The organism is Streptomyces sp. NPDC006365, assembly GCF_042870755.1.
Lineage (GTDB): Bacteria > Actinomycetota > Actinomycetes > Streptomycetales > Streptomycetaceae > Streptomyces > Streptomyces xiangluensis.
Map to the genome: position 1 here is coordinate 1 of NZ_JBIAHS010000024.1, position 20,616 is coordinate 20,616.

A 20,616-nucleotide genomic window follows, 5' to 3' on the forward strand; every position below is an offset into this window, starting at 1 on the left:
GCCTGCCCGTCTCGACGACCGCGCCCTCCGAACGCGGGAAGAACTCGTACCACGAGCCGTACAACGCCCGCTCCCGCTCCACCAACAACGGCAACGGACCCGACCTGGTGACCCGGTCACGCAGGGGATGCTCGGAGAGAACGGCGTCCACCTCCGGAGCCGAGGCGGCCGCCAGACGGGCTGCCGGGGGCCGGGACTTGTCGCGCAGCGCCTGCGCGGCGGCGCGTACCGCCGCGCCGTCGGGGGCTCCGGCGGCGGCCCGCTCGTACAGCAGCGCGCCCTCCTCCAGAACCAGCTCCGTGTCCATCCCCGCCGGGATCTTGATCTGCGCGTGATGACGCCAGGTGGTGACCGGGTCGCCCCAGGCCTCCACCACGTACGTCCAATGGCCCATCGCGTCCGGCGTGACATCGGCGCCCCAGCGGTCGCTGCCCGGGGCGAGTTCGCGCATCGGAGTCCAGGGACCCGGGCGACCGCTCGGGTCGTACAACACGACATTGGCGGCGATCGCGTCATGGCCTTCGCCGAAAACCGTGGCAGTGACCTGGAAGGTTTCTCCCACGACCGCCTTCGCCGGGCGTCTGCCGCACTCGACCACCGGGCGGACATCGAGGATGGGGACGCGGCCTACCGTGGCACGGCCGTCGGCCTGGTACCGGTTCATGGGTTTCACCTCCCACCTGAGCGCTCCGCTGGACATGCGGTTCGAAGCTGCGGGTCCGTTGTGGCTGGTCGTTCCCCATCGCTGCGGAGCCGCAAATTGATTCAGCCCCGCGCCCCTGAAGGGGCGCGACACCGCATCGGACTTGGGGAAGTCCGCCTACCGCGCCGGTGTCGCCGCGAGTCCCGTCGGTCGGGTGGCCGCCGTCCTGCGGGCACCGTTTCGGCGGCGGCTCCTGCCGTTCCGGCTTGCGAAGTACACCGCTAAATCAGCGCCCAGGTAGCGCTCAGCGGCGTCGGCGGCCTCACGGGCGCAGCGCTTCCCCATGAGCACGCACAGGGTGTAGCCCGTGCTCTCGAAGTTGTCCCGCGCCGTGCGGTCGGCGGGGGCGGCGAGCATCAGGCGTTCCCAGGCCCGGTACTGCTCCAGATGCCTGGCGACCTCGGCTTTGGCAGGGAGCAGCATCTTCTGGTCACCTTCCTCCTCGCTGGTGCGCACAGTTCACCCGGACGGTGCGCGAAGGGCGTGCACGGAGAGGCGCCGACCGGTTACAGAAGTCGAGCCTTCACTCATGGTGCACGCCGTGCCACAGAACGTCCTGTTGTCTCTTCAACGACATGCGGCGCTCCTGCCTCGTCTTGTCTCTCGTGTTGCACGAACGGAGTAGCACTCTCACCCTGGAGTGACTCAGGAGTGACTCAGGAGCGATCAGCGCTCACGCTTCGTATTCGGGGCTCGGCCCGCAAGGGCGAGGGGGAGCGAGAGCTTCGCCGGTGAGGAGCCAAGGACGATGAAGACCGTAGTGCCCTGCTACTACCACCTCGACGTGGACGTCAGCCCGGAACGGGTCGCGCAGGTCAGGCGCATCCTGGCCGCCCACCTCCGGTACTGGAACCTCGACGACCTGGTCGAGCCCGTCTGCCACTGCGCCGAGGTGCTGCTGCACACGATCGACGAGCACGCCGAGGACAAGAACACCACCATCGAGATGTGGTGGACCGGCCGGCACCTCATCACCGCCATCGCGGACAACGACGCGGACCTGCACCCGAAGCACGCCCAACCGGGCTGTCTGGCCCACATCGCCGCCGTCAGCGACGGATGGGGCTGCTGTGCGACGGGAACCGGCGGCAAGATGATCTGGTTCTCGCGCCGGGCCCGCGCCGTCGAGCGCGCTCCGCTGGTCCCGATCCGCCCCGCCCCCAGCCTGCGCACGGCACGCCCCATGCCCCGCGAGGCGCCGGTGCCCGCCCTGGCCGGTTCCGCGCCGACGAGCCTGCTCACGGCAGCGACGGCCGACGCCCGCGCCAGGGGTCCGGAGGGCTCGCCGACCGGATTCGCGCTGCCTGCCTGCCTCTGAGCCCCGCCGGTGCGAAAGCGCGGCCGTTCTTCGGTCAGCGGGCGCGCGGCGCTCCGTACGCCCGCTCGATCCGCAGGCGCAGGACGAGGCGGCGGTCGCGGACCATGGCGGCGCGGTAGTCGTCCCAGTCGGGATGCTCGCCCTGGACGTCGCGGTAGAGCCGGATGAGTTCCTCGACCGTCTCGTCGTGCGGATCACGCGCGACGGGGGAGAGGTCGGCGACACCCTCGACGACGGTGTAGGCCCATCGGTTCTCGCTGGTCACGTGGTACGACACCCGCGGATCCCGGCGCATGTTGTGCGTCTTGGCACGGTCGTCCGTGATCGAGACGCGCACGGTCCTTTCGTCGGGGTAGTACGCGTGGTTGACGTTCGACAGCTGAGGTCGTCCGTCGCGTTTGAGGGTGACCAGCACCCCACCGTCGTACTCGCCGAGCAGCTTGAGCAGGGCGTCCTGGCTTGTGTCGTTGGACATGGGCTGTTCAACGCCTGGGAGTCGCCGAGACATTCCGTTGTCGAGGCAGGCGGTCTCGTACGTGGCGACGTGGCGCGGCAACCGGGATCGCCACGCCACGCCTCCCGGCCGTTGAGAACCCGTCTTTCAACCTGCCGTACGCAGGAGCGTTGGCCATGTCCCTACAGGTCATCGCGTTGGAGACGTGTCAGGCAAGTTAGGTACGTGTGAGCCGGACGGCAGCGTAAGGTGATCGGCTGCTTCGATTCCGTAGCCGCCACGTCTGCGTCCGACGCGGCTCGTGCCTCCGTACCGGACCGAGCACATCCGCCGCTTCGGCGAGTACGCCACCCATGAACTCGGCCTCCAGCCCGAGGCGTACGACCCGCACCTGGACGTCGACTTCAGCCCTGTCAACGTAGTTCGGCCGCGAAGTCGTCGCAAAAGCAATCGCCGCCGTTTACGAATGTTTCGTAAACGGCGGCGGGATGCCGGGAGCGTCGGTCGGGGCCTACCGGGATCCGCGGTCCTGTTCACCCGGTGCCGACAGCAGCGTGAGAAGGGCTGTCAGGGAGGCCAGCGCGGCGAGTGCGGCCGCGAGATTGGCCGCCCACGGTGGCGCGATGGTGATGTCCAGGGCACTGGTCAGGCCCGGCGAGTTGATCTGGCCCTCCAGCAGTTGGGCGACGGCCAGTGCGGTCGGCAGGACGACACCCGCGGCGAGGACCGGCAGTCGGCCCTTGCGGAACAGAGCCGGGGCCAGGGCCAGAGCCAAGGCCAGCAGGACGCACAGGACCGATGCGCCCATGGTGAAGCCGTAGGCGCCCGCCGACGCGCTGCCGCGATCCGGCGGGAAGTAGGCGAGGCCGCACAGGAACAGCGCGGCGGCTGCGACCCATAGCGGCCAGCCGGGGGGAACGCCGTCCTTCGCGGTCCCTGCGCGCCTTGTACGGACCGCGTGGCCGACGGCACCCAGCACTGCGGCCGGTCGCTCCTCAGGCCCAGCCGCGGGAGCTTCGGCGGCGGACCGCCCCGACGCCTCCCGCACCGGCTGACGCTCGGGACGTACTTCCCGCTCATGGGCCAGGCGGCCGATCAGCTGCACGAGTTCCTCCACCGGCCGGCTCGTGGCGGCGGCCCGCGCCGCCTCTTCCGCGCAGTGGGGTTCCAGTGGGGACAAGTGCAGGAATGCCATCAGCCGCGTGACGTCCTCCACAGGGCGGCTCCGGGCGGCGGCGCGGATCGCCTCGTCGGCACTGTCGGCCTTCCTCGGCGGCCGGGTCAGCTCGGTCACCAGCCGGCTCACGTCCTCCACGGAACGGTCTCTGCCGACCGCCCGCAGTGCGTCGACCGTGGCGCTCGCGTACTCCGGTGACTCCTCGAGCAGCTTGATGAGCTCGATGACCTCGTCCAGCGGCCGGTCGACGGCGGCGGCATGCACCAGCCCCCCGACCGGATCCACGTGCAACTCCTCGAAGCCGAGGTCGCCTTCTCCGGCGGACGGCATGTCCAGGAACGGCATGACCACAGGGCCGAGCGGGCGTGGCGGGGGAGTGACAGCCGGATCGTCCTCCGTCGGCGGGGCAGCGGATCCCAGATGGTAGACGGGTGGTGCTGTCGGCGGCGGGGGCGCGTCGGTCTCACCCTCGACAGGTATGCCGGAGTGGTCGGGCGGGAACGGCGAACGGGTTGTCATACTCGGCTCCTACAAAGGTCAGCGGACGCTGTCACGCCCCTGACGTGCGGCACGAGACTCCGATATCCGCCTTTCTAGGCGCCGCCCCAGGCCCCCGCACGCGGGGCCGAGCCACCCGTGTGACGCCCTGCCGTCCCGGGACACCTCACCGGAACACGTTGTCGTCCTCCCAGGTGTACGACTCGACGGCCGGGCTGCGTCGCGCGGCTCTCGAGGTCGCGTACATCGCGTCGATCTCGGCCGCGAAGTGGTGTGCGATGGCGTCCCTGCGCAGCTTCATCGACGGTGTCATCAGCCCGGTGGCCGGGTCGATGGGCTCCGGGAGGATGCGGAAGACGCGGATGGACTCGGAACGGGACACCGTGCTGTTGGCCGCCGCGATCGCGCGCTTGACCTCTTCCCGCAGGGCGTTCTGCTCTCGTACGTCCCGGTTCGACGCCTCGCCGCCCAGGGGCAGGCTGGAGCGCCAGTGAGCGAGAAAGTCCGGATCCAGGGCGATCAGGGCCCCCACACAAGGGCGGTTGTCACCCACGACGACCGCTTGATGGATGAGCGGGTGGACCCGGAGACGTTCTTCAAGGGCCGCAGGAGCCACGCTCTTGCCGCCGCTCGTGATGATGATGTCCTTCTTGCGCCCCGTGATGGCCAGATACCCGTCGTTGTCGAGCCGGCCGATGTCCCCCGTGGCCAGCCAGCCGTCGCGGAGCGCTTCCCGAGTGCCGGGCACGTCATTGACGTAACCCTGGAAGACCGAGGGGCCGTGCACCAGGATCTCCCCGTCCTCGGCCACGCGGACCTCGATGCCCGGCAGGGGGCGTCCGACGGTGCCGAACTTGTGCCGCCCGACGGGCTGCGCGGTCATCCCGCCACTCGTCTCCGTGAGCCCGTATCCGTCGTGGATGAAGATCCCGATCCCCGAGTAGAAGAGGGCGAGTTGCCGGTTCAGCGGCGAGCCGCCGGAACAGGCGCCGCATACTCTTCCGCCCAGTGCGGCGCGCAGTTTCCGGTAGACCGTCCGTTCGTAGAAGGCGTGCTGGGCGCGCAGTTCGAAGCTGGGCCCGGAACCCGTTCCCAGCTGCTGCCGTTCCACCGCTCCGGCGAATCGTCGTGCGATGCGCGCCGCGCGGTCGAACAGTGGGCCGTGGCCCGTCTGTTGGGCCTTGCGCAGGAAGTTCTTGTAGATCTTCTCGAAGACGAAGGGGACGCCGAACAGGAACGTGGGGCGAAACGACAGAAAGGCCTCGGACAGTGCCTCCTGGCTCATCTCGGACTCGTGCCCCAGCAGTAGTCCGCCGCGTACGCAGATCCCTTGGATCATGAGGCCGTACACGTGGGAGAAGGGCAGGAAGGCGAGGATGGCCGGCTGCCGGCCGGGCGGCGCCGTCGTGTGGGCCCAGCCGGCCAGCAGGGAGTCGCAGGGGCTCGCCAGATTGCGATGGCTCAGGGCGCACCCTCGGGGATGTCCTGTCGTGCCGGACGTGTACGCGATGACCGCGGTCGAGTCGGGGAGCACGATCCGGCGCATCGAGTCGACGGCCGAGAGCGGTACGGACCGGCCCAGTTCTACGAGCTGAGCGAGGGATCCGGCGTCCAACTGCCAGACGTGGCGCAGTTGCGGCAGTGCGGCGCACGCCGAGCCGACCGTCATGAGGCCCTGCTCGTCCTCGACGATCACACCGGCGCAGTTCGCGTCGCGCAGGATCCACGCGACCTGATCGTGCGACGAGGTCGGGTAGATCGGAACGATCTCGGCTCCCACCGCCCACAGTGCGTAGGTGAGCACGGTCCACTCGTAGCGCGTACGGGCCATGATGGCCACGCGGTGTCCGGGATACAGCCCGGACGCGATGAAGCCCCTGGCCAGGTCGGTGACTTCGTCCCGCAACTCGACTGCCGTCACCGGCGACCAGGTCGGAGGGGAGGATGCGGAACGGCGTGCGATCTGCGGAAGCAAAGGTATGCGCTCGGCCGTGTCGAAGAGACTGTCGGCAAGTCCTCCTCGCATCAAGGGCAGAGCCGAGGAGGGAACTTCGGACACATGCATGCGCCGCTCCAGCATTCTTCTCACAGCGCCCTCGGGGTTCAGGCTGGGGACCGGGAGCCTTTGAAATCTAGTCCACGCCGACGGCAGCCGTGTCCGGAACCGCCAAGTGACTTGATCTGATGGCTGATCAGGCCTGAAGAGGTGTTTCATGCGGGTGCCGGGCGGACGATACGCGCGAGGATGAGCAGTCTCGTACGGGACGGACGTAGTCATGCGTATGCCGATGTTCATGGCGATCAGGCACGCCGAACCGACCGCCACCGCGCCCACTCCACGGAGCCGCTTCGACGTACTGCGGCGGCACCGGCGATGGCTGCTCCCGCTCCTCGTGGCCGTGTTGCTGGCGCAGATGGCCGCCGCGATGATCACCACGGCTGTGGAGCAGACGCCGACCATCGACGAGCCCGTGTACGTGGGGACGGGCCAGGTCTACCTGGAGCAGCGCGACCTCCGCTACAACCCCGAGCATCCGCCCCTGGGCAAGCTGATCATCGCGTCCGGGCTGGCGTTCACCAATGTGCATCTCGACCCCGACTTCACGGGCGACCAGACCGCTCTCGGACGGCATGTGCTGTACGAATCGGGCAACGATCCGTGGCGAGTGATGTTGTTCGCCCGACTGCCGATGATCGCGCTGACCCTGCTGTTCGGCCTGGTCGTCTTCGCGTTCGCGCGCGATCTCGTCGGTGCGGTGGGCGGGGTGGCGGCGCTCGCGCTCTACGCGTTCTCGCCGGATGTCATCGCGCACGGATCGCTGGCCACACTCGACGTACCCGCCGCCGGTTTCCTGCTGGCATCGGCGTGGCTGCTCTGGCGGGCCCGAGACCGTCCGTTCCGCAACCTCCCGCCGGCCGGTCTGGCACTCGGCGCGGCTCTGGCGACACGCATGAACACCTTGGCGGCGGCGCCGGTGCTGCTGCTTCTGGCCGCTTGGTCGTTCTGGTCGGCGCGTCGCACACCCGGCCTCGACCGACGCGGGACGCGGCGACTCTTCGCGTACGCCGTCCTTGCCGCGGCCGGTGTGGCGCTCGTCGCCATCGCCGTGGTGTGGTCCGCCTACCTGGCCGTCGACCCGCGCCCGCCCTGGACGACACCCAGGAATGTGCCGGACATCGGCGGGAAGCGCGGCCTCCTCACCGCCTGGCTGCCCGTGCCGGAGCCGTACCGGGACGGTATGCGCATCCAGTTCGGCATCGAGTACTCGACGAAGGGCGGTGGCTTCCTGTTCGGCCGGCGCTACTTCGGCTCGCTGTGGTACTACCTGCCGGCCGCGGTGCTGGTGAAGACACCGCTGGGCATGCTCGCGCTGTGGGCAGCCGGTGCCGTGACCTTGCTGACGGCTCGCCGCCTCCGGCCCGCGGCACCGTACCTGCTGCTGCTCCCGGCGGTGCTGATGGCCGTGCTCCTGGACGGGTCGCGCGGCTTCGGAGTCCGGTACGCCATCTTCCTGCCGATGTTCCTGGCCGTCGCCGCGGCCGGCGTACTCGTCCACCGCACACGGTGGGCGTACGGGATGACGGCGGCGCTGGTCGTGTTCGTCGCGGTGAGTTCGCTGCGGACCTTCCCGTACTACCTGCCGTACTCCAACGAGGCGTTCGGCGGGACTTCGAAGACCCACCAGCACCTGCACGACTCGAACGTCGACTGGGGCCAGGATCTGGGACGGCTGGCCGAACATCTCCGGCAGCGCTACCCCGATGAGCGGGTCTGGCTCGGTTACAAGGGCAGCGGGGTCCCGTCGTACTACGGCATCGACGCCCGCGATCCGTTCAAGGTGAAGCCCGAGGAGGTGCGCGGGCTGCTCGTCATCTCGAATTCGGCGGTCGCCAAGGCCGAGCCCGGAGGGCCGCTCGAGGCGCTGGTCGAGTCCAGCAGGCCGATCGACGAGGTCGGCCACTCGATCACGATCTTCCGCCGGGACTGACGGCGTTGCGGGGGAGAGGAGGCGGGTGGGACGATCGCGGCTTCGGAGCGGGGCAGCCCGGCGGTGGCGTGCTCCCGCTTCGCGCGCCTTCGCCGGGCCGACGCCGTTGTCAGGCCGCGGAGGGCGTGGCCTGGGAGAGCTGCTGGATGACCTCGGTCAGGCCGGTGACGACCTCGTTGTCGTCGGAGGGGTGGGTGTCCGCGAAGCGGGTGACCGAGCCGGGGATGGACAGCTTGACGTCCTCCAGGACCGAGGCGCCGGCGACGCCCAGGGACTTGCGGGCGTCATCCTGCGCCCATACGCCGCCGTACTGGCCGAAGGCGGTACCGACCACGGCGACGGGCTTGCCGGAGATCGCGCCGGCGCCGTACGGGCGGGACAGCCAGTCGATCGCGTTCTTCAGCACGGCGGGCATGGTGCCGTTGTACTCCGGCGAGAACAGCAGGAAGCCGTCGACCTGGCCGGCCGTGGCACGCAGCCGGGCGGCGGCCTCGGGCACGCTGCCCTCGACGTCGATGTCCTCGTTGTAGAACGGCACCTCGGCCAGGCCCTCGAAGAGCGTGATCTCGACACCGGCGGGGGCGTGCTTGACGGCCGTCTCGGCGAGCTGACGGTTGTGCGAACCGGTGCGGAGGCTGCCGACGAGCGCGAGGATGCGAACAGACATGAGTGGTACTCCAGAAAAGAGTGGGCCGGAACAAGCGGACCGTGGTCCGTTGAATGTTGTATCACTTAACCGGACCGTGGTCCAGTTCTGTCCGCGATTAACCGGACCGCGGTCCACTTCTATTCCTCACGGCGCTACGCTGAAGCCATGACCGAGCCGCTCCCGCTCTTCCCGACTGCGCAGGCACCGCCCTCCGGACAGGTGGATCTCACCCTGACCCCGACCGAGGAGCCGCCCCGGCTGCGCGCCGACGCCGCACGCAACCGCATGCGCCTGCTGGAAGTGGCCGCCGAACTCGCGGCCGAGCGCGGGATCGGGAACGTCACCATGGAGGCTGTCGCCACCGCCGCCAAGGTCGGCAAAGGCACCGTCTTCCGGCGGTTCGGCGACCGCGCCGGGCTCATGCTCGCCCTCCTGGACCACCACGAGCAGCAGCTCCAGACCGCTTTACTCATGGGGCCGCCGCCGCTGGGGCCGGACGCGCCCGCCGCCGAGCGCCTGCGCGCCTTCGGCCCGGCCGTCATCCGCCACGAACGCGCCCACCGCGACCTCTATCTGGCTGCCCACGCGGACGTGTCCCGCCACTACAGCAGCCCGGCGAATCACCTCAGGCTCGGCCATGTCGCCCTGCTGCTACGGCAGTTGAAGGCGCCCGGCGACATCGAACTCGTGGCGCACACGCTGCTCGGCTATCTCGGCACCCTTCTCGCCGACCACCTGCTCACCCAGCGAGGGATGTCCGTGGAGCGACTGGAGGCCGGCTGGTACGACCTCGTCGAGCGCCTGGGCGCAGCCACGTAGCGGACACCGTACGAATTCGGCCACCGGAGGCAACCTTTGTCCGACCGGTGGCGACAGAGGGGTGCGGGACCAACCTCAACTGCGCACCCCTGAAGGACAGTAACGACGTGGGTAAGAGAGCAGCCCATCGCGGGCCGCGGCGAAATCAGTCGAGCCGGCGAAGAAACGTACTGATCAGCGCACTGGCCGCCGTTCTGACCTGCGGCGCGATCGTCGGCGGGGTGCTCATGTCGGCCTCCGCGTCCGGACCCGACGCGGGGATGTACCAGGTGGTGAACGCGGGTGACGGTACGTGCCTGACCGAGCCGTCGGGCGGCGCGCGGCTGGGCGGGGCGGCATGTGACGGCGCAGCGGGGCAGAGGTGGCAACTCACGGAGTCCGGCGAGGGGTTCCGGGTGAAGTCCGCGTCGGGCGGTCTGTGCGTCGACGTGAAGGGTGCTGCGACGTCGGACGGCATGGCCGTGCAGCAGCAGGCCTGCGGCGACGGCAGCTCACAGGTCTGGAAGACGACCGAGGTCGGCGAGGCGTACCACCTTGTCAATGCCAAGAGCGGGAAGTGCCTGAACCTCGAGGGAGCCCTGGCGCAACAGGACTCCTGTGACGGCGGGAGCAGCAAGAACTGGCGACTGAGGGCGGTGTCCGACGTGGCTCCGACGCCCACGACATCCCCGTCCCCGTCGTCGTCCCCCTCGTCATCGAAATCACCCTCGGCATCCCCGTCCACGTCCGCCTCGCCCTCGGCGTCACCGAGCAAACGCGCCACCCCCACCGCTTCGGCGACCCGCCCTCGTACGCCTTCCAGAGGCACCGCCCTCGGCGCATGGCCGAACGCCCCGGCGGGCGAGCCGGTGTCCGCCACCATCGAGGTCTCCGGCAGTTACGACGGCGGTATGAAGCGCTACTCCGGTTCCGGTGAACTGGGCGGCGGCGGCCAGGGCGAGGACCAGGACGCCCTGTTCGAGCTGGCCGACGGCGCCGTGCTCAAGAACGTCATCCTGGGTGCCCCGGCCGCCGACGGCATTCACTGCCTGGGCAGTTGCACCCTGCAGAACGTGTGGTGGGAGGACGTCGGAGAGGACGCCGCCACCTTCAAGGGCACGTCGGCCTCGGCCAGGTACACCATCGACGGCGGCGGCGCGAGGAACGCCGACGACAAGGTCTTCCAGCACAACGGCGCAGGCACCGTGACGATCAAGAACTTCCAGGTCGAGAACTTCGGCAAGCTCTACCGGTCCTGCGGCAACTGCGACACCCAGTACGAACGCCATGTCGTGGTCAGCAACGTGAAGGCGACCGGCCCCGGCCAGTCGCTGGTCGGCGTCAACGCCAACTACGGCGACACCGCCGACCTCTCCGGCATCACCATCGTCGGCGGCGAGATGAACGTCTGCGAGCGCTTCCAGGGCAACGACTCCGGTGACGAACCGACGAAACTCGGCAGCGGCGCGGACGGCACCCACTGCCGCTACAGTTCCTCCAGCATCAGCTACCAGTGAGAACTGCGTGGATGACGCGTCGCGCGATGCTCGCCATGACCGGATTCGTGTCCTGGTAGTAGCGCAGTTCGTCGAGCGCGATCGACAGCGCCCAGCCGCGGCCCCGCTCCCAGGCGGCGTCATCGCGCTCCAGAGCGGAGCGGAAGACGTCGCGTGCCTCGGGCGGCAGCAGATACCAGGCCGCGATCAGATCGACGGCCGGATCGCCCAGGCCCAGGCAGCCGAAGTCGATCACGGCGCTGAGCCGGCCGTCTGCGATCAGCACGTTCCCCGGCTGCAGGTCCGCGTGAATCCAGACTGCAGGACCGGGCCACTCGGGGGCGTTCAGAGCCGCCTCCCACGCGGCGGTCGCCGCGTCGGCGTCGACGACCGCGCGCAGTTCCTCGATCGCGGCACGCGTCGTCGCGTCTCGCGCGGTCAGGGTCTCGCTTCGGTACGAGGCAGGCCCGTTCTCGGGATCGATCCGGCGTAACGCGGCCACGAACTCGGCGAGATCCTTGGCCAGCAGGCCGGGATCGGTGATATGCCCGACGACCGGAGTCTCACCGTCGAGCCAGCGATAGACGGCCCACGGCCATGGATAGCCCTCGTCGGGCACTCCCCTGACCAGCGGTACGGGAACGGCGACCGGAAGTGAGGGAGCGAGCCGGGGGAGCCACCGGTGCTCCTTCTCCACATCGCCCGCCGCCCCCTCGACACGGGGCAGCCGCACGGTCATGGCCCCGCCGAGCCGGAACATGGCGTTGGCCGTGCCGGCGGACTCGATCCGCTCGAGGGGAAGATCCGCCCACTGCGGAAACTGCGCCGCGATCAGCCGACGTACGCCAGACACATCGATGTCGAACTCGTCCGCATGCAATTTTCCGCCGCCCATGAGCACCTTCCTGAAGTGAGGTCCCGGCCGAGCGCCATACGAACGGTCCAGGCCATCACCCGTCAACCGATTTCCGTACGCTTGAGACATGGGCGGCGGCGTCGTGACGCTGTTCCTCTGCGGCGATGTGATGCTCGGGCGCGGCGTCGACCAGATCCTTCCGCATCCCGGTGACCCGACACTGCGCGAAGGCTACGTTCGCGACGCCCGCTTCTACGTCGAGTCTGCCGAGGCCGTGAACGGCCCGATCCTCGCGCCGGTCGAGCCCTCCTGGCCCTGGGGCGACGCGCTCCGGGTGCTGGAGGAGGCCGCCCCGGACGCCAGGATCGTGAACCTGGAGACGGCCGTCACCCGCAGCGACACCTTCGAGCCGGGCAAGGAGATCCACTACCGGATGCACCCGGCCAACATGCCCGCCCTGGCCGCGGCCCGGCCCGACGTGTGCGTCCTGGCCAACAACCATGTGCTGGACTTCGGCCCCCCGGGTCTCGAGGAAACGCTTCACTCGCTGTACCGGGCGGGTCTGCGGGCGGTCGGCGCGGGGCGCAACGCCGACGAGGCGCACGCGCCCGCGACGGTGACCGTCAGCCGCACCGCACGCGTGCTGGTGTTCGCCCTCGGGATGGAGTCCAGCGGCATCCCGCCGGGCTGGGCGGCCACCGAGTACGTGCCCGGTGTCGCCCATGCCGTCGAGCCGTCGGCCGCTGCCGCCGAGACGGTCCGGCGAGTGCGGCAGGAGAAGCTGCCCGGTGACATCACGGTCGTCTCCGTGCACTGGGGCTCCAACTGGGGTTATCGCATCTCCCAGGAGCAGATCCGCTTCGCGCGCGCTCTGGTGGACGGCGGTGTCGACGTCGTACACGGGCACTCCTCGCACCATCCCCGCACCATCGAGGTGTACCGCGACCGGCTGATCCTCTACGGCTGCGGCGACTTCATCGACGACTACGAGGGCATCTCCGGCTACGAGCAGTACCGCGACGACCTCCGGGTCGCCTACTTCGTCTCGGTGGAGGCGGACACCGGGCGGCTGGCCGGTCTGCGCATGGTGCCGCTGCGGGCCCGGCGGATGCGGCTGGAGCCCGCGACGGACGAGGACCGGGACTGGCTGCGCACGACCCTCGACCGGATCAGCGAATCGGTCCACATCACCCTGGATCCCGACGGAGCTCTCACACTCGTACACCCGCCTGCCCTGCACGGACCCCCTGCGACGGAGCCCGGCCGATGAACCACTTGCTGCGGCTGACCCTCCTCGGCGTGGGCGCGATGAACTCGCCGCGGTTCGCCCCGGCCGGTCTGCTGCTGGGATGCCCCGGGCACCGCGTGGCCTTCGACGGCGGCCCCGGGGCCGAGCCGCCGCCCGGACGGCTCGACGCCTGGCTGGTCACCGACGAGCAGGCGGAACTGCGGTCCGAACTGCGGCGACGAGGGGCCACCCGAGGCGTATCGCCGCGGGCCGGTGACCTGGAGCTCGGTGCGGTACGGGTGCGTTGCTGCCCGGTGGCGCACACCTCGCATCCCGCGTACGGCTATCGCATCGAGGCGGGCGCCCTGGTCGTGGCCTGGGCGCCGGAGTTCTGGGAGTTCCCGCGCTGGGCGGCCCAGGCGGACCTGATGTTCGCGGAGGCCGCCGCCTGGGACCGGCCGATACGGTTCCGGGGCGGCGTCGGCGGCCATATGTGCGTACGGACCGTCAGCGAGCAGGCTGTGCGCTACGGGGTGCGGCGACTGGTGTACGCCCACATCGGACGGCCCACGCTGCGGGCTGTCGACGCCGGGCTGAAGCCGCCGGCCGGTGAATGGGGCGTCGAAGGGCACACCTACACCTTGCGGTGGGACGACTCCCTGCCGTGGGACGAGCACGGCGCCGACGCCCGCAGCACGGCGAGTCCCCGGCGTCGCGGCCGATGACGCGACGCTCAGCCGCCCCCGCCCTCGTCGTACGGATCGCGCGGGGCCGGGACCGGTGTGGCCTCGGTGACGTCGATGAAGGGGATGACACCGTCGTTGACCGGATCCTTGGTCCGTTTGCCGGTGTAGGTGCCGGTGACTTCGAGCCAGGTGTCGGGCTGCAGGACGGGAGGAGTCTTTCCGGCCAGTCCGACCTTGACGGGCTGGCCGTCGGCGGCGCAGCAGTTGAGCGCCATGCGGACGAGGTACGGCGTACCGCGCCGGTCCAGGGCGACAAAGCCGGTGATCTCGACCTGCCGGTCGTGGAGGGAGCGCCCCTGGTCGTAGACCGCGCGGCCGGCGTAGTCGACGAGGCTCATCCGTACGGGGTCGCCCGCGGGAAGGTCGGCGAAGCCCCAGGGTTTCTGCAGGGCCGTGCCGGTGCGCATGGCGCTGTAGGAGCCGAGCGCGGGCGGGGCGACCAGGATGAGCGCGAGGATGGGCAGGGCGAGGAGCCAGGCAACGCGCGGTTCGCGGTGGGCGTGTCCGTGCCCGTGCCCGTCGTGGTGCTCGATCCCGGACTGGTTCTCCGGCCGGTACTCCGCGGCCTTCCCCTTGGCCGTGCGCGGCCGTCGCAGTTCGTACCAGACGGTGGCGACGGCCGCCGCGATCAGGACGACACCGGCCACCAGCAGCAGCGGACGCAGCCCGGCCTTGACGTACCGCAGGTAGAGATCGGTGTAGCTCGCGTGCAGCAGCGCCCCGCCGATGAGGAACAGCACGGCTGCCTGTGCCTGCCGGCTCACAGCAGCACCGCCCCGACCAGGACCGACATCAGCACGCCCAGGGCGAAGGTCGCCGGGGCGAACCGCAGCGCGAAGCCACGGCCGAACGTGCCGGCCTGCATGGCGAAAAGCTTCAGGTCGATCATCGGCCCGACCACGAGAAACGCCAGCCGCGCGGTGAGCGAGAACTGCGACAGGGACGCGGCCACGAACGCGTCGGCCTCCGAGCAGATCGACAACAGCACCGCGAGGACCGCCAGGGCGAGCACCGCGAGGACGGGGTTGTCGGCCGTGGCCTGCAGCCAGCTCGCCGGCACCACGGCCTTCAGGGTGGCCGCGGCCATCGCGCCGACGACGAGGAATCCGCCCGCGTGCATCACGTCATGCCGTACGGACCCCCAGAACGCCGCCCCCCTGCCCAGGCCCTCGGACTCGGGGCGGGACGGCGGACGCAGCCAGTCGCTGCGGCCAAGCCGCTGCCACAGCCAGCCCATCGCGCACGCCACCAGCAGACTCGCCACGAACCGCGCGAGGACCATCTCCGGCTTGCCGGGAAACGCGACGGCGGTGGCGGTCAGCACGATCGGGTTGATCGCCGGAGCGGACAGCAGGAACGCGAACGCCGCCGCGGGCGCGACGCCCCGGCGCACCAACGCGCCGGCCACCGGCACGGAAGCGCACTCACAGCCGGGCAGCACCGCCCCGCCCATCCCGGCGACCGGAACGGCCAGAGCCGGCCGTTTCGGCAGTGCGCGGGCGAAGAACGACGCCGGGACGAACACCGCGATGACCGCCGACAGCAGGACGCCGAGGACGAGGAACGGCAGGGCCTGCACCACCACCGCGACGAACACCGTCATCCAGCTCTGCATCACCGGCGTGGACACGGCCTCGCGGATCGGCCCCTGCAACGCCACCACCACGAGCAGCAGCATGATCAGGACGAGCGACGAGTCGACCCGCGACCCCCGCGGCCCGTCCACATCGCGCCGGTCGCCCCGGGACGGGGCCGCCTTGGTGAGGGTCACGGGTGAGATACCTCCAGCGTGGAGGGGCTTCGCGGGCGGATTCCCCTCCACCTTCCATACGCCGATTCAGGCACGGTTGCTCAACTTGTGCGCCCAACCTACGTGTGCGGTACGTCTCCACAAGAGGCGGCCGGTGTTATTGACATCCAACCGAACACCTGTGGCTACACTCGCCCACCATGTGCGAGGCCATCCCCACCAGTCAGCGGAAGAAACAGTCCGACCGCCCACCACGCGCGGAGAGAGGAAGAGAGGTCCGGGACGTCGCGAAGGGGGCTGACGTCTCTTGAAGGCCCGCCACAAGCAGTCCCGCGACCCGCGCGGCCACTGGCTGTTACTCCTCCTCGTCCTCCCCGTGATGGCTGCGGTCCTGTTCTTCGAGGGCTGGACCAGCCACGAGGTCGACGCCGCGAAGACCCGCTCCCCCTGCACCTCGCCCGCACCGGAGGCCGTCGCCCGCGGCGGACCCGTGGTGGGCATCAACGGCAACGGCGTCCAGACCGCCTCGATGCCCGCCCGCACCGTCGCCCTCACCTTCGACGGCGGCCCCAACCCCGTCTGGACCCCGCGCTTCCTCGACCTGCTGCGGCAGCACCGGGCACGCGCCACCTTCTTCCTCTTCGGCTCCGAGGCCGCCCGTCATCCCGAGCTGGTGAGGCGGATCCGCGCCGAGGGCCATGAGATCGGCTCGAACACATACACCGGCGCTGTCCTGGGCGGGTCGTCGCCCACCCGCTTCTCGGCGGAACTCGACCTGACCGAGAGCGCGTTGGCGAGCTCCGCGGGCCGGCATCCCAAACTGCTGCGGATGCCGCGGACCACCACACCGGACACACTGTGCGGCCGCGAGTGGCGGGCGGCACAGCAGGCCGCCACACGGGGCTACGTACTGGTCGCCGCCGACGCGGAGTCCCGCAAGGCGAGGCAGGGCCTGGTCCGGCAGTTCAGCCAGACGTCGCTCGCCTACGGGGAGACCAAGAAGCTCCTGAAGAACCGGAACGTGGACCGCTTCACGACCGTGTCGGAGGGGATGAGGCTGGACCCGTACGAGCCCGCGTCCACCGCCGAGCGCTGGCAGGGCACCGCGCTGGTCTGGGTGACCAAGCTCGGGGACGCCTTCTCGAACGCCATGACCTGGGTACTCGGGATCGCGGGCACCCTCGGACTGCTGCGTCTCGCACTGCTCGCCTACTTCGCCCGCACCCATGTCCGCCGGCTCGAGAACTCCCGCCCCGGCGCGGCCTGGATGCCGGAGGTGACCGAACCGGTGACGGTGCTCGTGCCCGCGTACAACGAGGAGGCCGGCATCGAGTCCACCGTCCTCTCCCTGCTGGTCTCCACGCACCGGCAGCTGCAGATCATCGTGATCGACGACGGCTCGACGGACCGCACGGCGGACATCGCCGAGGGGATCGGCGACCCGCGCGTACAGGTGATCCGCAAGCTGAACGAGGGCAAGGCGGTCGCCCTCAACACCGGGCTCGCGCACGCACGGCACGACATCGTGGTCATGGTCGACGCCGACACCGTCTTCGAAGCGGACGCCATCCGCCGACTCATCCAGCCGCTGGCGCACCCCGCTGTCGGCGCCGTCAGCGGCAACGCCAAGGTCGGCAACCGGCGCCGCCTGCTGGCCAAGTGGCAGCACCTGGAGTACTGCTTCGGCTTCAACCTCGACCGCCGGATGTTCGAGGTCCTGGAGTGCATGACCACGGTCCCCGGTGCCATCGGCGCCTACCGCCGGGACGCGCTGGTGAGCGTCGGCGGGGTCAGCGAGGACACCCTGGCCGAGGACACCGACCTCACGATGGCGCTGTGGCGGGCGGGCTGGCGGGTGCTCTACGAGGAGTCCGCCGTCGCCTGGACCGAAGTGCCCACCTCTCTCGGACAGTTGTGGCGGCAGCGCTACCGCTGGTGCTACGGCACCATCCAGGCCATGTGGAAGCATCGCGGTGCCGTCCTGGACCGGGGAGTGTCCGGGCGCTTCGGCCGGCGCGGACTCACCTACATCGCGCTGTTCCAGGTCGCCCTTCCGCTGCTCGCCCCGGTCATCGACGTGTTCGCCCTGTACGCGGTGCTCTTCCTCGACTCCTGGCTGGCAGGCGCCGTGTGGTTCAGCTTCCTGGGGGCCCAACTGATCTGCGCCCACTACGCGTTGAAGCTCGACGGCGAGAAGGTGCTGGCCCTGTGGTCGATGCCGTTCCAGCTCTTCGTGTACCGGCAGTTGACGTACCTGGTCGTCATCCAGTCCATGGTCGCCCTGCTGTTCGGCAGCCGGCTCAAATGGCATCGCATGCGGCGTTCCGGTTCGGCCGCTGAACAGATCGGCGGCGCTGACTCGTATAAGAGCCTGACCACGAGGTGAGCGAGATGGCGTGAGGACTGGACAGGCCGATGAGCGAGTGGACTGACCGTCTGCCGGACAACGACAGGGGTGGCTGGAGCGAGGGTGGCTGGGACGGGAGCGGCCGACCGGATCCGGCGCGGGGCGACACGGGGCCGGTGACGGACCGGAACCCGGCCCCGCCCCCATGGCGCACCGCGCCCCTGCCCGGTATGCCGTCGTCCACCGCAGCGGGCCGCACGGCCGCCGCGCACCAACCCCACCGGCACCGCGCCAGATCCCGCAAAGGCAGGGTTCCCGACAGCGGCGCCAGACCCCCCAGGCGCCGCCCCACCCGGCGTAAACGGACCGTGCGGCTGGCGATCCTCGCGCTCGCCGTCCTGCTCGTCTCTCCGGTCGGCGCGTACGTGTGGGCCGACACGGAGCTCACCAAGGAGGTCGACCTGGGCGCGCTCCCGGACCGCCCCGCGCAGGGCAAGGGGACCAACTATCTGATCGTGGGCTCGGACAGCCGCGAGGGCCTGTCCGAGCAGGCCAGGCAGGATCTGCGGGCCGGCTCGACCGAGGGCCGCCGCACCGACTCGATGATCCTGCTGCACACCGGCGCGAACGGCACGACGATGATGAGCCTGCCACGCGACTCGTGGGTGACTCTCCCGTCGTTCGTCCGCCCCGAGAACGGCCAGAACTACCGAGGGCCGAACAAGCTGAACGCGTCGTTCTCCCTGGGCGGCCCCGAGCTGCTCGTGCAGACCATCGAGCGCAACACGGGCCTGCACATCGACCACTACGCCGAGATCGGCTTCGCGGGCTTCGTCGGGATCGTGGACGCGGTCGGCGGCGTCGACATGTGCCTGGACCGCGCCATCAAGGACAAGGACTCGGGCGCGAACCTGCAGAAGGGCTGCCAGACCCTGAACGGCGCCGAGGCACTGGCGTTCGTACGGCAGCGCAAGCAGGAGGCCCAGGGCGACCTGGGCCGTACCCAGAACCAGCAGAAGTTCCTGGCCGCGCTCGCCAAGAAGGCGGTCAACCGTCAGACGCTCCTCAACCCGAGCAGGGTCTTACCGACCGCCGACGCAGGCCTCGACACACTCATCGTGGACGAGGACACGAGCCTGCCGGATCTCGTGAGCCTGTTCCAGGCGATGCGCAAGGTCACGGCAGGCAATGGGCGCCAGATCAACGTCCCCATCTCCGACCCGGCATTCAGGACGCCCCAGGGCGCCGCCGTGAAGTGGGACATGCGCCAGGCACGGCAGCTCTTCGCACAGCTGAGGGAGGACCAGCCGGTGACCGTCCAGCAGAAGCAGTGAGCCGCGCGGCCCGCTACAGGAACGGCGTACCGGCATCCAGTCCGGAAAGGACCCTGCCGTACAACTCCAGATTGGTCGCCGGGTTCACGAACGAGTGCAGGCTCAGGGCATGCAGGTCGCGGACGGCCCGCTGGATGGGCACCTCCCGGTGCAGAGAGGACGCGCCGGACGCTGAGCCGATCAGGTCGACGGCCTCCTTGCACAGCCGCGTCACATAGCCGCTCTGAGCCCGGGTCCTCGCCCGTTCCTGAAGTGTGTACGGATCGCCACTGGCCGCCCTGGACTCGATCCGTGCGACGATCTCGCCGGTCAGCAGGTCGGCGCAGGAGATCTTCATCGCCGCCTCGGCCGCCTGCAGGTGTGTGACCGCCGCCTCGCTCTGCCGTTCGTAGAAGGTGTACGTGATGCCCCGGCGGTGGATCCGCTCGGTGAACTCCTCCAGCGCGCCCCGCGCCACGCCGAGCGCGTTCGGCGTCGTCCAGGCGCAGAACAGCATGAGCACCGGCATGCGGTAGAAGGGGTCGTCGGCGTTTGTCTTCGAAGGGAAGCCGCCGCCGAGCAGTGGCCCGACCGGCAGGACGCGATGCGCGGGGACGAAGACGTCGCGGGCGACGACGCTGTTGCTGCCGCTGCCGGCCAGACCCGAGACATGCCAGTCGTCGAGGACCTCCAACTCGGCCATGGGAACGGCGGTCCACAGCACCTCGGGCGGCCCGCCCCGCCCGTCGCCCGACTCGACCCTGACCGTCAGCAGATGCCAGTCGGCGTCCTGGCAGCCGGTGGCGAAGCCGGAGGTCCCGTTGACGACGTAACCGCCGTCCCGCGCGACCGCGGTCGCGTCCGGAATGAGGGTGCCGCCGACCCGGACGTCGGGGCTGGTGAAGATCTCGTCCTGCGCCTCGTCGGGGAAGAGCGCCGCGATGTACGAGCACCCGGCCTGGATCAGCGCCATGAAGCCGGCCGAACCGCACGCCGCGGCGATCTCGGCCAGCGCGTCAACCTGGGTGCGCAGGCTCGACTGGTAACCGCCGTACCGCCGGGGGACGTTCATCCGGTGGATCCCGGCCTCCGTCAGCGCCCCGACGACTCCACTCGTCACCCGCCTCTCCTCCTCGGTACGCAGGGCCTGCCCGCGGATGAGGGGGCGTAACGCCCGTACACGTTCGACGAGTTCGGTATCGCTGCGGGGTGCGGTGGGACGAGGTGCTGAGGACACAGCCATGGACGACGACCTCCCGGCACGGCGAGTCATCACCGTGACCCGGTTTGCGCG

At 70.0% G+C, this 20,616-nt stretch carries 18 protein-coding genes and 1 pseudogene; 9 read left to right on the forward strand and 10 right to left on the reverse strand.

What is annotated here, in order from left to right:
* Positions 1-664, reverse strand: a 664-nt coding sequence (locus tag ACFYO0_RS40295; protein WP_388686397.1) for a maltotransferase domain-containing protein, incomplete at its 3' end; no start/stop codon positions are given.
* A gap of 156 nt (positions 665-820) precedes the next feature.
* Positions 821-1,126, reverse strand: coding sequence for a DUF5133 domain-containing protein (locus tag ACFYO0_RS40300; protein WP_388686399.1), 306 nt, complete (start codon positions 1,124-1,126; stop codon positions 821-823).
* Positions 1,127-1,451: 325 nt separating this feature from the next.
* Between ACFYO0_RS40300 and ACFYO0_RS40305 the strand changes: the two genes are divergently transcribed.
* Positions 1,452-2,021: a pep a2 gene (locus ACFYO0_RS40305; RefSeq protein ID WP_388686401.1), complete on the forward strand. Its 570-nt coding sequence runs from the start codon at positions 1,452-1,454 to the stop codon at positions 2,019-2,021.
* A gap of 34 nt (positions 2,022-2,055) precedes the next feature.
* On the opposite strand, the gene ACFYO0_RS40310 is transcribed toward ACFYO0_RS40305, so the two are convergent.
* From ACFYO0_RS40310 to ACFYO0_RS40320, 3 genes are all read right to left on the reverse strand, one after another.
* Positions 2,056-2,496, reverse strand: a complete 441-nt coding sequence (locus ACFYO0_RS40310) for a TIGR03618 family F420-dependent PPOX class oxidoreductase (RefSeq protein ID WP_388686403.1) — start codon at positions 2,494-2,496, stop codon at positions 2,056-2,058.
* Between the two features lie 490 nt (positions 2,497-2,986).
* The gene (locus tag ACFYO0_RS40315) at positions 2,987-4,171 is read right to left on the reverse strand and encodes a hypothetical protein (RefSeq protein WP_388686404.1); all 1,185 of its coding nucleotides are present in this window, start codon (positions 4,169-4,171) and stop codon (positions 2,987-2,989) included.
* A 145-nt stretch (positions 4,172-4,316) separates the two neighbouring features.
* Complete coding sequence (locus ACFYO0_RS40320; protein WP_388686406.1) at positions 4,317-6,215, reverse strand: AMP-dependent synthetase/ligase; 1,899 nt, start codon at positions 6,213-6,215, stop codon at positions 4,317-4,319.
* A gap of 229 nt (positions 6,216-6,444) precedes the next feature.
* Here ACFYO0_RS40320 and ACFYO0_RS40325 point away from each other — a divergent pair, with 229 nt between their 5' ends.
* Positions 6,445-8,139, forward strand: coding sequence for an ArnT family glycosyltransferase (locus ACFYO0_RS40325; RefSeq protein WP_388686408.1), 1,695 nt, complete (start codon positions 6,445-6,447; stop codon positions 8,137-8,139).
* A gap of 109 nt (positions 8,140-8,248) precedes the next feature.
* Here the strand turns inward: ACFYO0_RS40325 and ACFYO0_RS40330 are convergent, their stop codons facing one another.
* Positions 8,249-8,806 (reverse strand): NADPH-dependent FMN reductase, encoded by a 558-nt coding sequence (locus tag ACFYO0_RS40330; protein WP_388686410.1) that lies wholly within the window; start codon positions 8,804-8,806, stop codon positions 8,249-8,251.
* 147 nt (positions 8,807-8,953) lie between these two features.
* Between ACFYO0_RS40330 and ACFYO0_RS40335 the strand changes: the two genes are divergently transcribed.
* The 3 genes and pseudogenes from ACFYO0_RS40335 to ACFYO0_RS40345 all read left to right on the forward strand — a co-directional run bounded on the left by ACFYO0_RS40335 (position 8,954) and on the right by ACFYO0_RS40345 (position 11,103).
* Positions 8,954-9,607 (forward strand): TetR/AcrR family transcriptional regulator, encoded by a 654-nt coding sequence (locus ACFYO0_RS40335; protein ID WP_388686412.1) that lies wholly within the window; start codon positions 8,954-8,956, stop codon positions 9,605-9,607.
* 260 nt (positions 9,608-9,867) lie between these two features.
* Positions 9,868-10,218: pseudogene (locus ACFYO0_RS40340) on the forward strand (RICIN domain-containing protein); the annotation flags it as partial.
* A 33-nt stretch (positions 10,219-10,251) separates the two neighbouring features.
* Positions 10,252-11,103, forward strand: coding sequence for a pectate lyase (locus tag ACFYO0_RS40345; RefSeq protein ID WP_388686576.1), 852 nt, complete (start codon positions 10,252-10,254; stop codon positions 11,101-11,103).
* Here the strand turns inward: ACFYO0_RS40345 and ACFYO0_RS40350 are convergent.
* Positions 11,090-11,977: an aminoglycoside phosphotransferase family protein gene (locus ACFYO0_RS40350; RefSeq protein ID WP_388686414.1), complete on the reverse strand. Its 888-nt coding sequence runs from the start codon at positions 11,975-11,977 to the stop codon at positions 11,090-11,092. The genes ACFYO0_RS40345 and ACFYO0_RS40350 overlap by 14 nt on opposite strands.
* A gap of 88 nt (positions 11,978-12,065) precedes the next feature.
* Between ACFYO0_RS40350 and ACFYO0_RS40355 the strand changes: the two genes are divergently transcribed.
* Positions 12,066-13,208, forward strand: a complete 1,143-nt coding sequence (locus tag ACFYO0_RS40355) for a CapA family protein (RefSeq protein ID WP_388686415.1) — start codon at positions 12,066-12,068, stop codon at positions 13,206-13,208.
* Positions 13,205-13,891, forward strand: coding sequence for an MBL fold metallo-hydrolase (locus tag ACFYO0_RS40360; protein WP_388686417.1), 687 nt, complete (start codon positions 13,205-13,207; stop codon positions 13,889-13,891). The genes ACFYO0_RS40355 and ACFYO0_RS40360 overlap by 4 nt, the downstream gene beginning before the upstream one ends.
* 8 nt (positions 13,892-13,899) lie before the next feature.
* Here the strand turns inward: ACFYO0_RS40360 and ACFYO0_RS40365 are convergent, their stop codons facing one another.
* Together ACFYO0_RS40365 and ACFYO0_RS40370 are read right to left on the reverse strand one after the other, a co-directional pair.
* Positions 13,900-14,676, reverse strand: a complete 777-nt coding sequence (locus tag ACFYO0_RS40365) for a TIGR03943 family putative permease subunit (protein WP_388686418.1) — start codon at positions 14,674-14,676, stop codon at positions 13,900-13,902.
* Positions 14,673-15,683, reverse strand: a complete 1,011-nt coding sequence (locus ACFYO0_RS40370) for a permease (protein ID WP_388686420.1) — start codon at positions 15,681-15,683, stop codon at positions 14,673-14,675. The genes ACFYO0_RS40365 and ACFYO0_RS40370 overlap by 4 nt, the downstream gene beginning before the upstream one ends.
* A 286-nt stretch (positions 15,684-15,969) precedes the next feature.
* On the opposite strand from ACFYO0_RS40370, the gene ACFYO0_RS40375 reads away from it, so the two are divergent.
* Complete coding sequence (locus tag ACFYO0_RS40375; RefSeq protein WP_388686421.1) at positions 15,970-18,048, forward strand: glycosyltransferase; 2,079 nt, start codon at positions 15,970-15,972, stop codon at positions 18,046-18,048.
* 29 nt (positions 18,049-18,077) lie between these two features.
* Positions 18,078-19,343, forward strand: a complete 1,266-nt coding sequence (locus ACFYO0_RS40380) for an LCP family protein (RefSeq protein WP_388686423.1) — start codon at positions 18,078-18,080, stop codon at positions 19,341-19,343.
* Between the two features lie 13 nt (positions 19,344-19,356).
* Here the strand turns inward: ACFYO0_RS40380 and ACFYO0_RS40385 are convergent, their stop codons facing one another.
* Positions 19,357-20,595 (reverse strand): acyl-CoA dehydrogenase family protein, encoded by a 1,239-nt coding sequence (locus ACFYO0_RS40385; RefSeq protein ID WP_388686424.1) that lies wholly within the window; start codon positions 20,593-20,595, stop codon positions 19,357-19,359.
* Positions 20,596-20,616 lie beyond the last annotated feature (21 nt).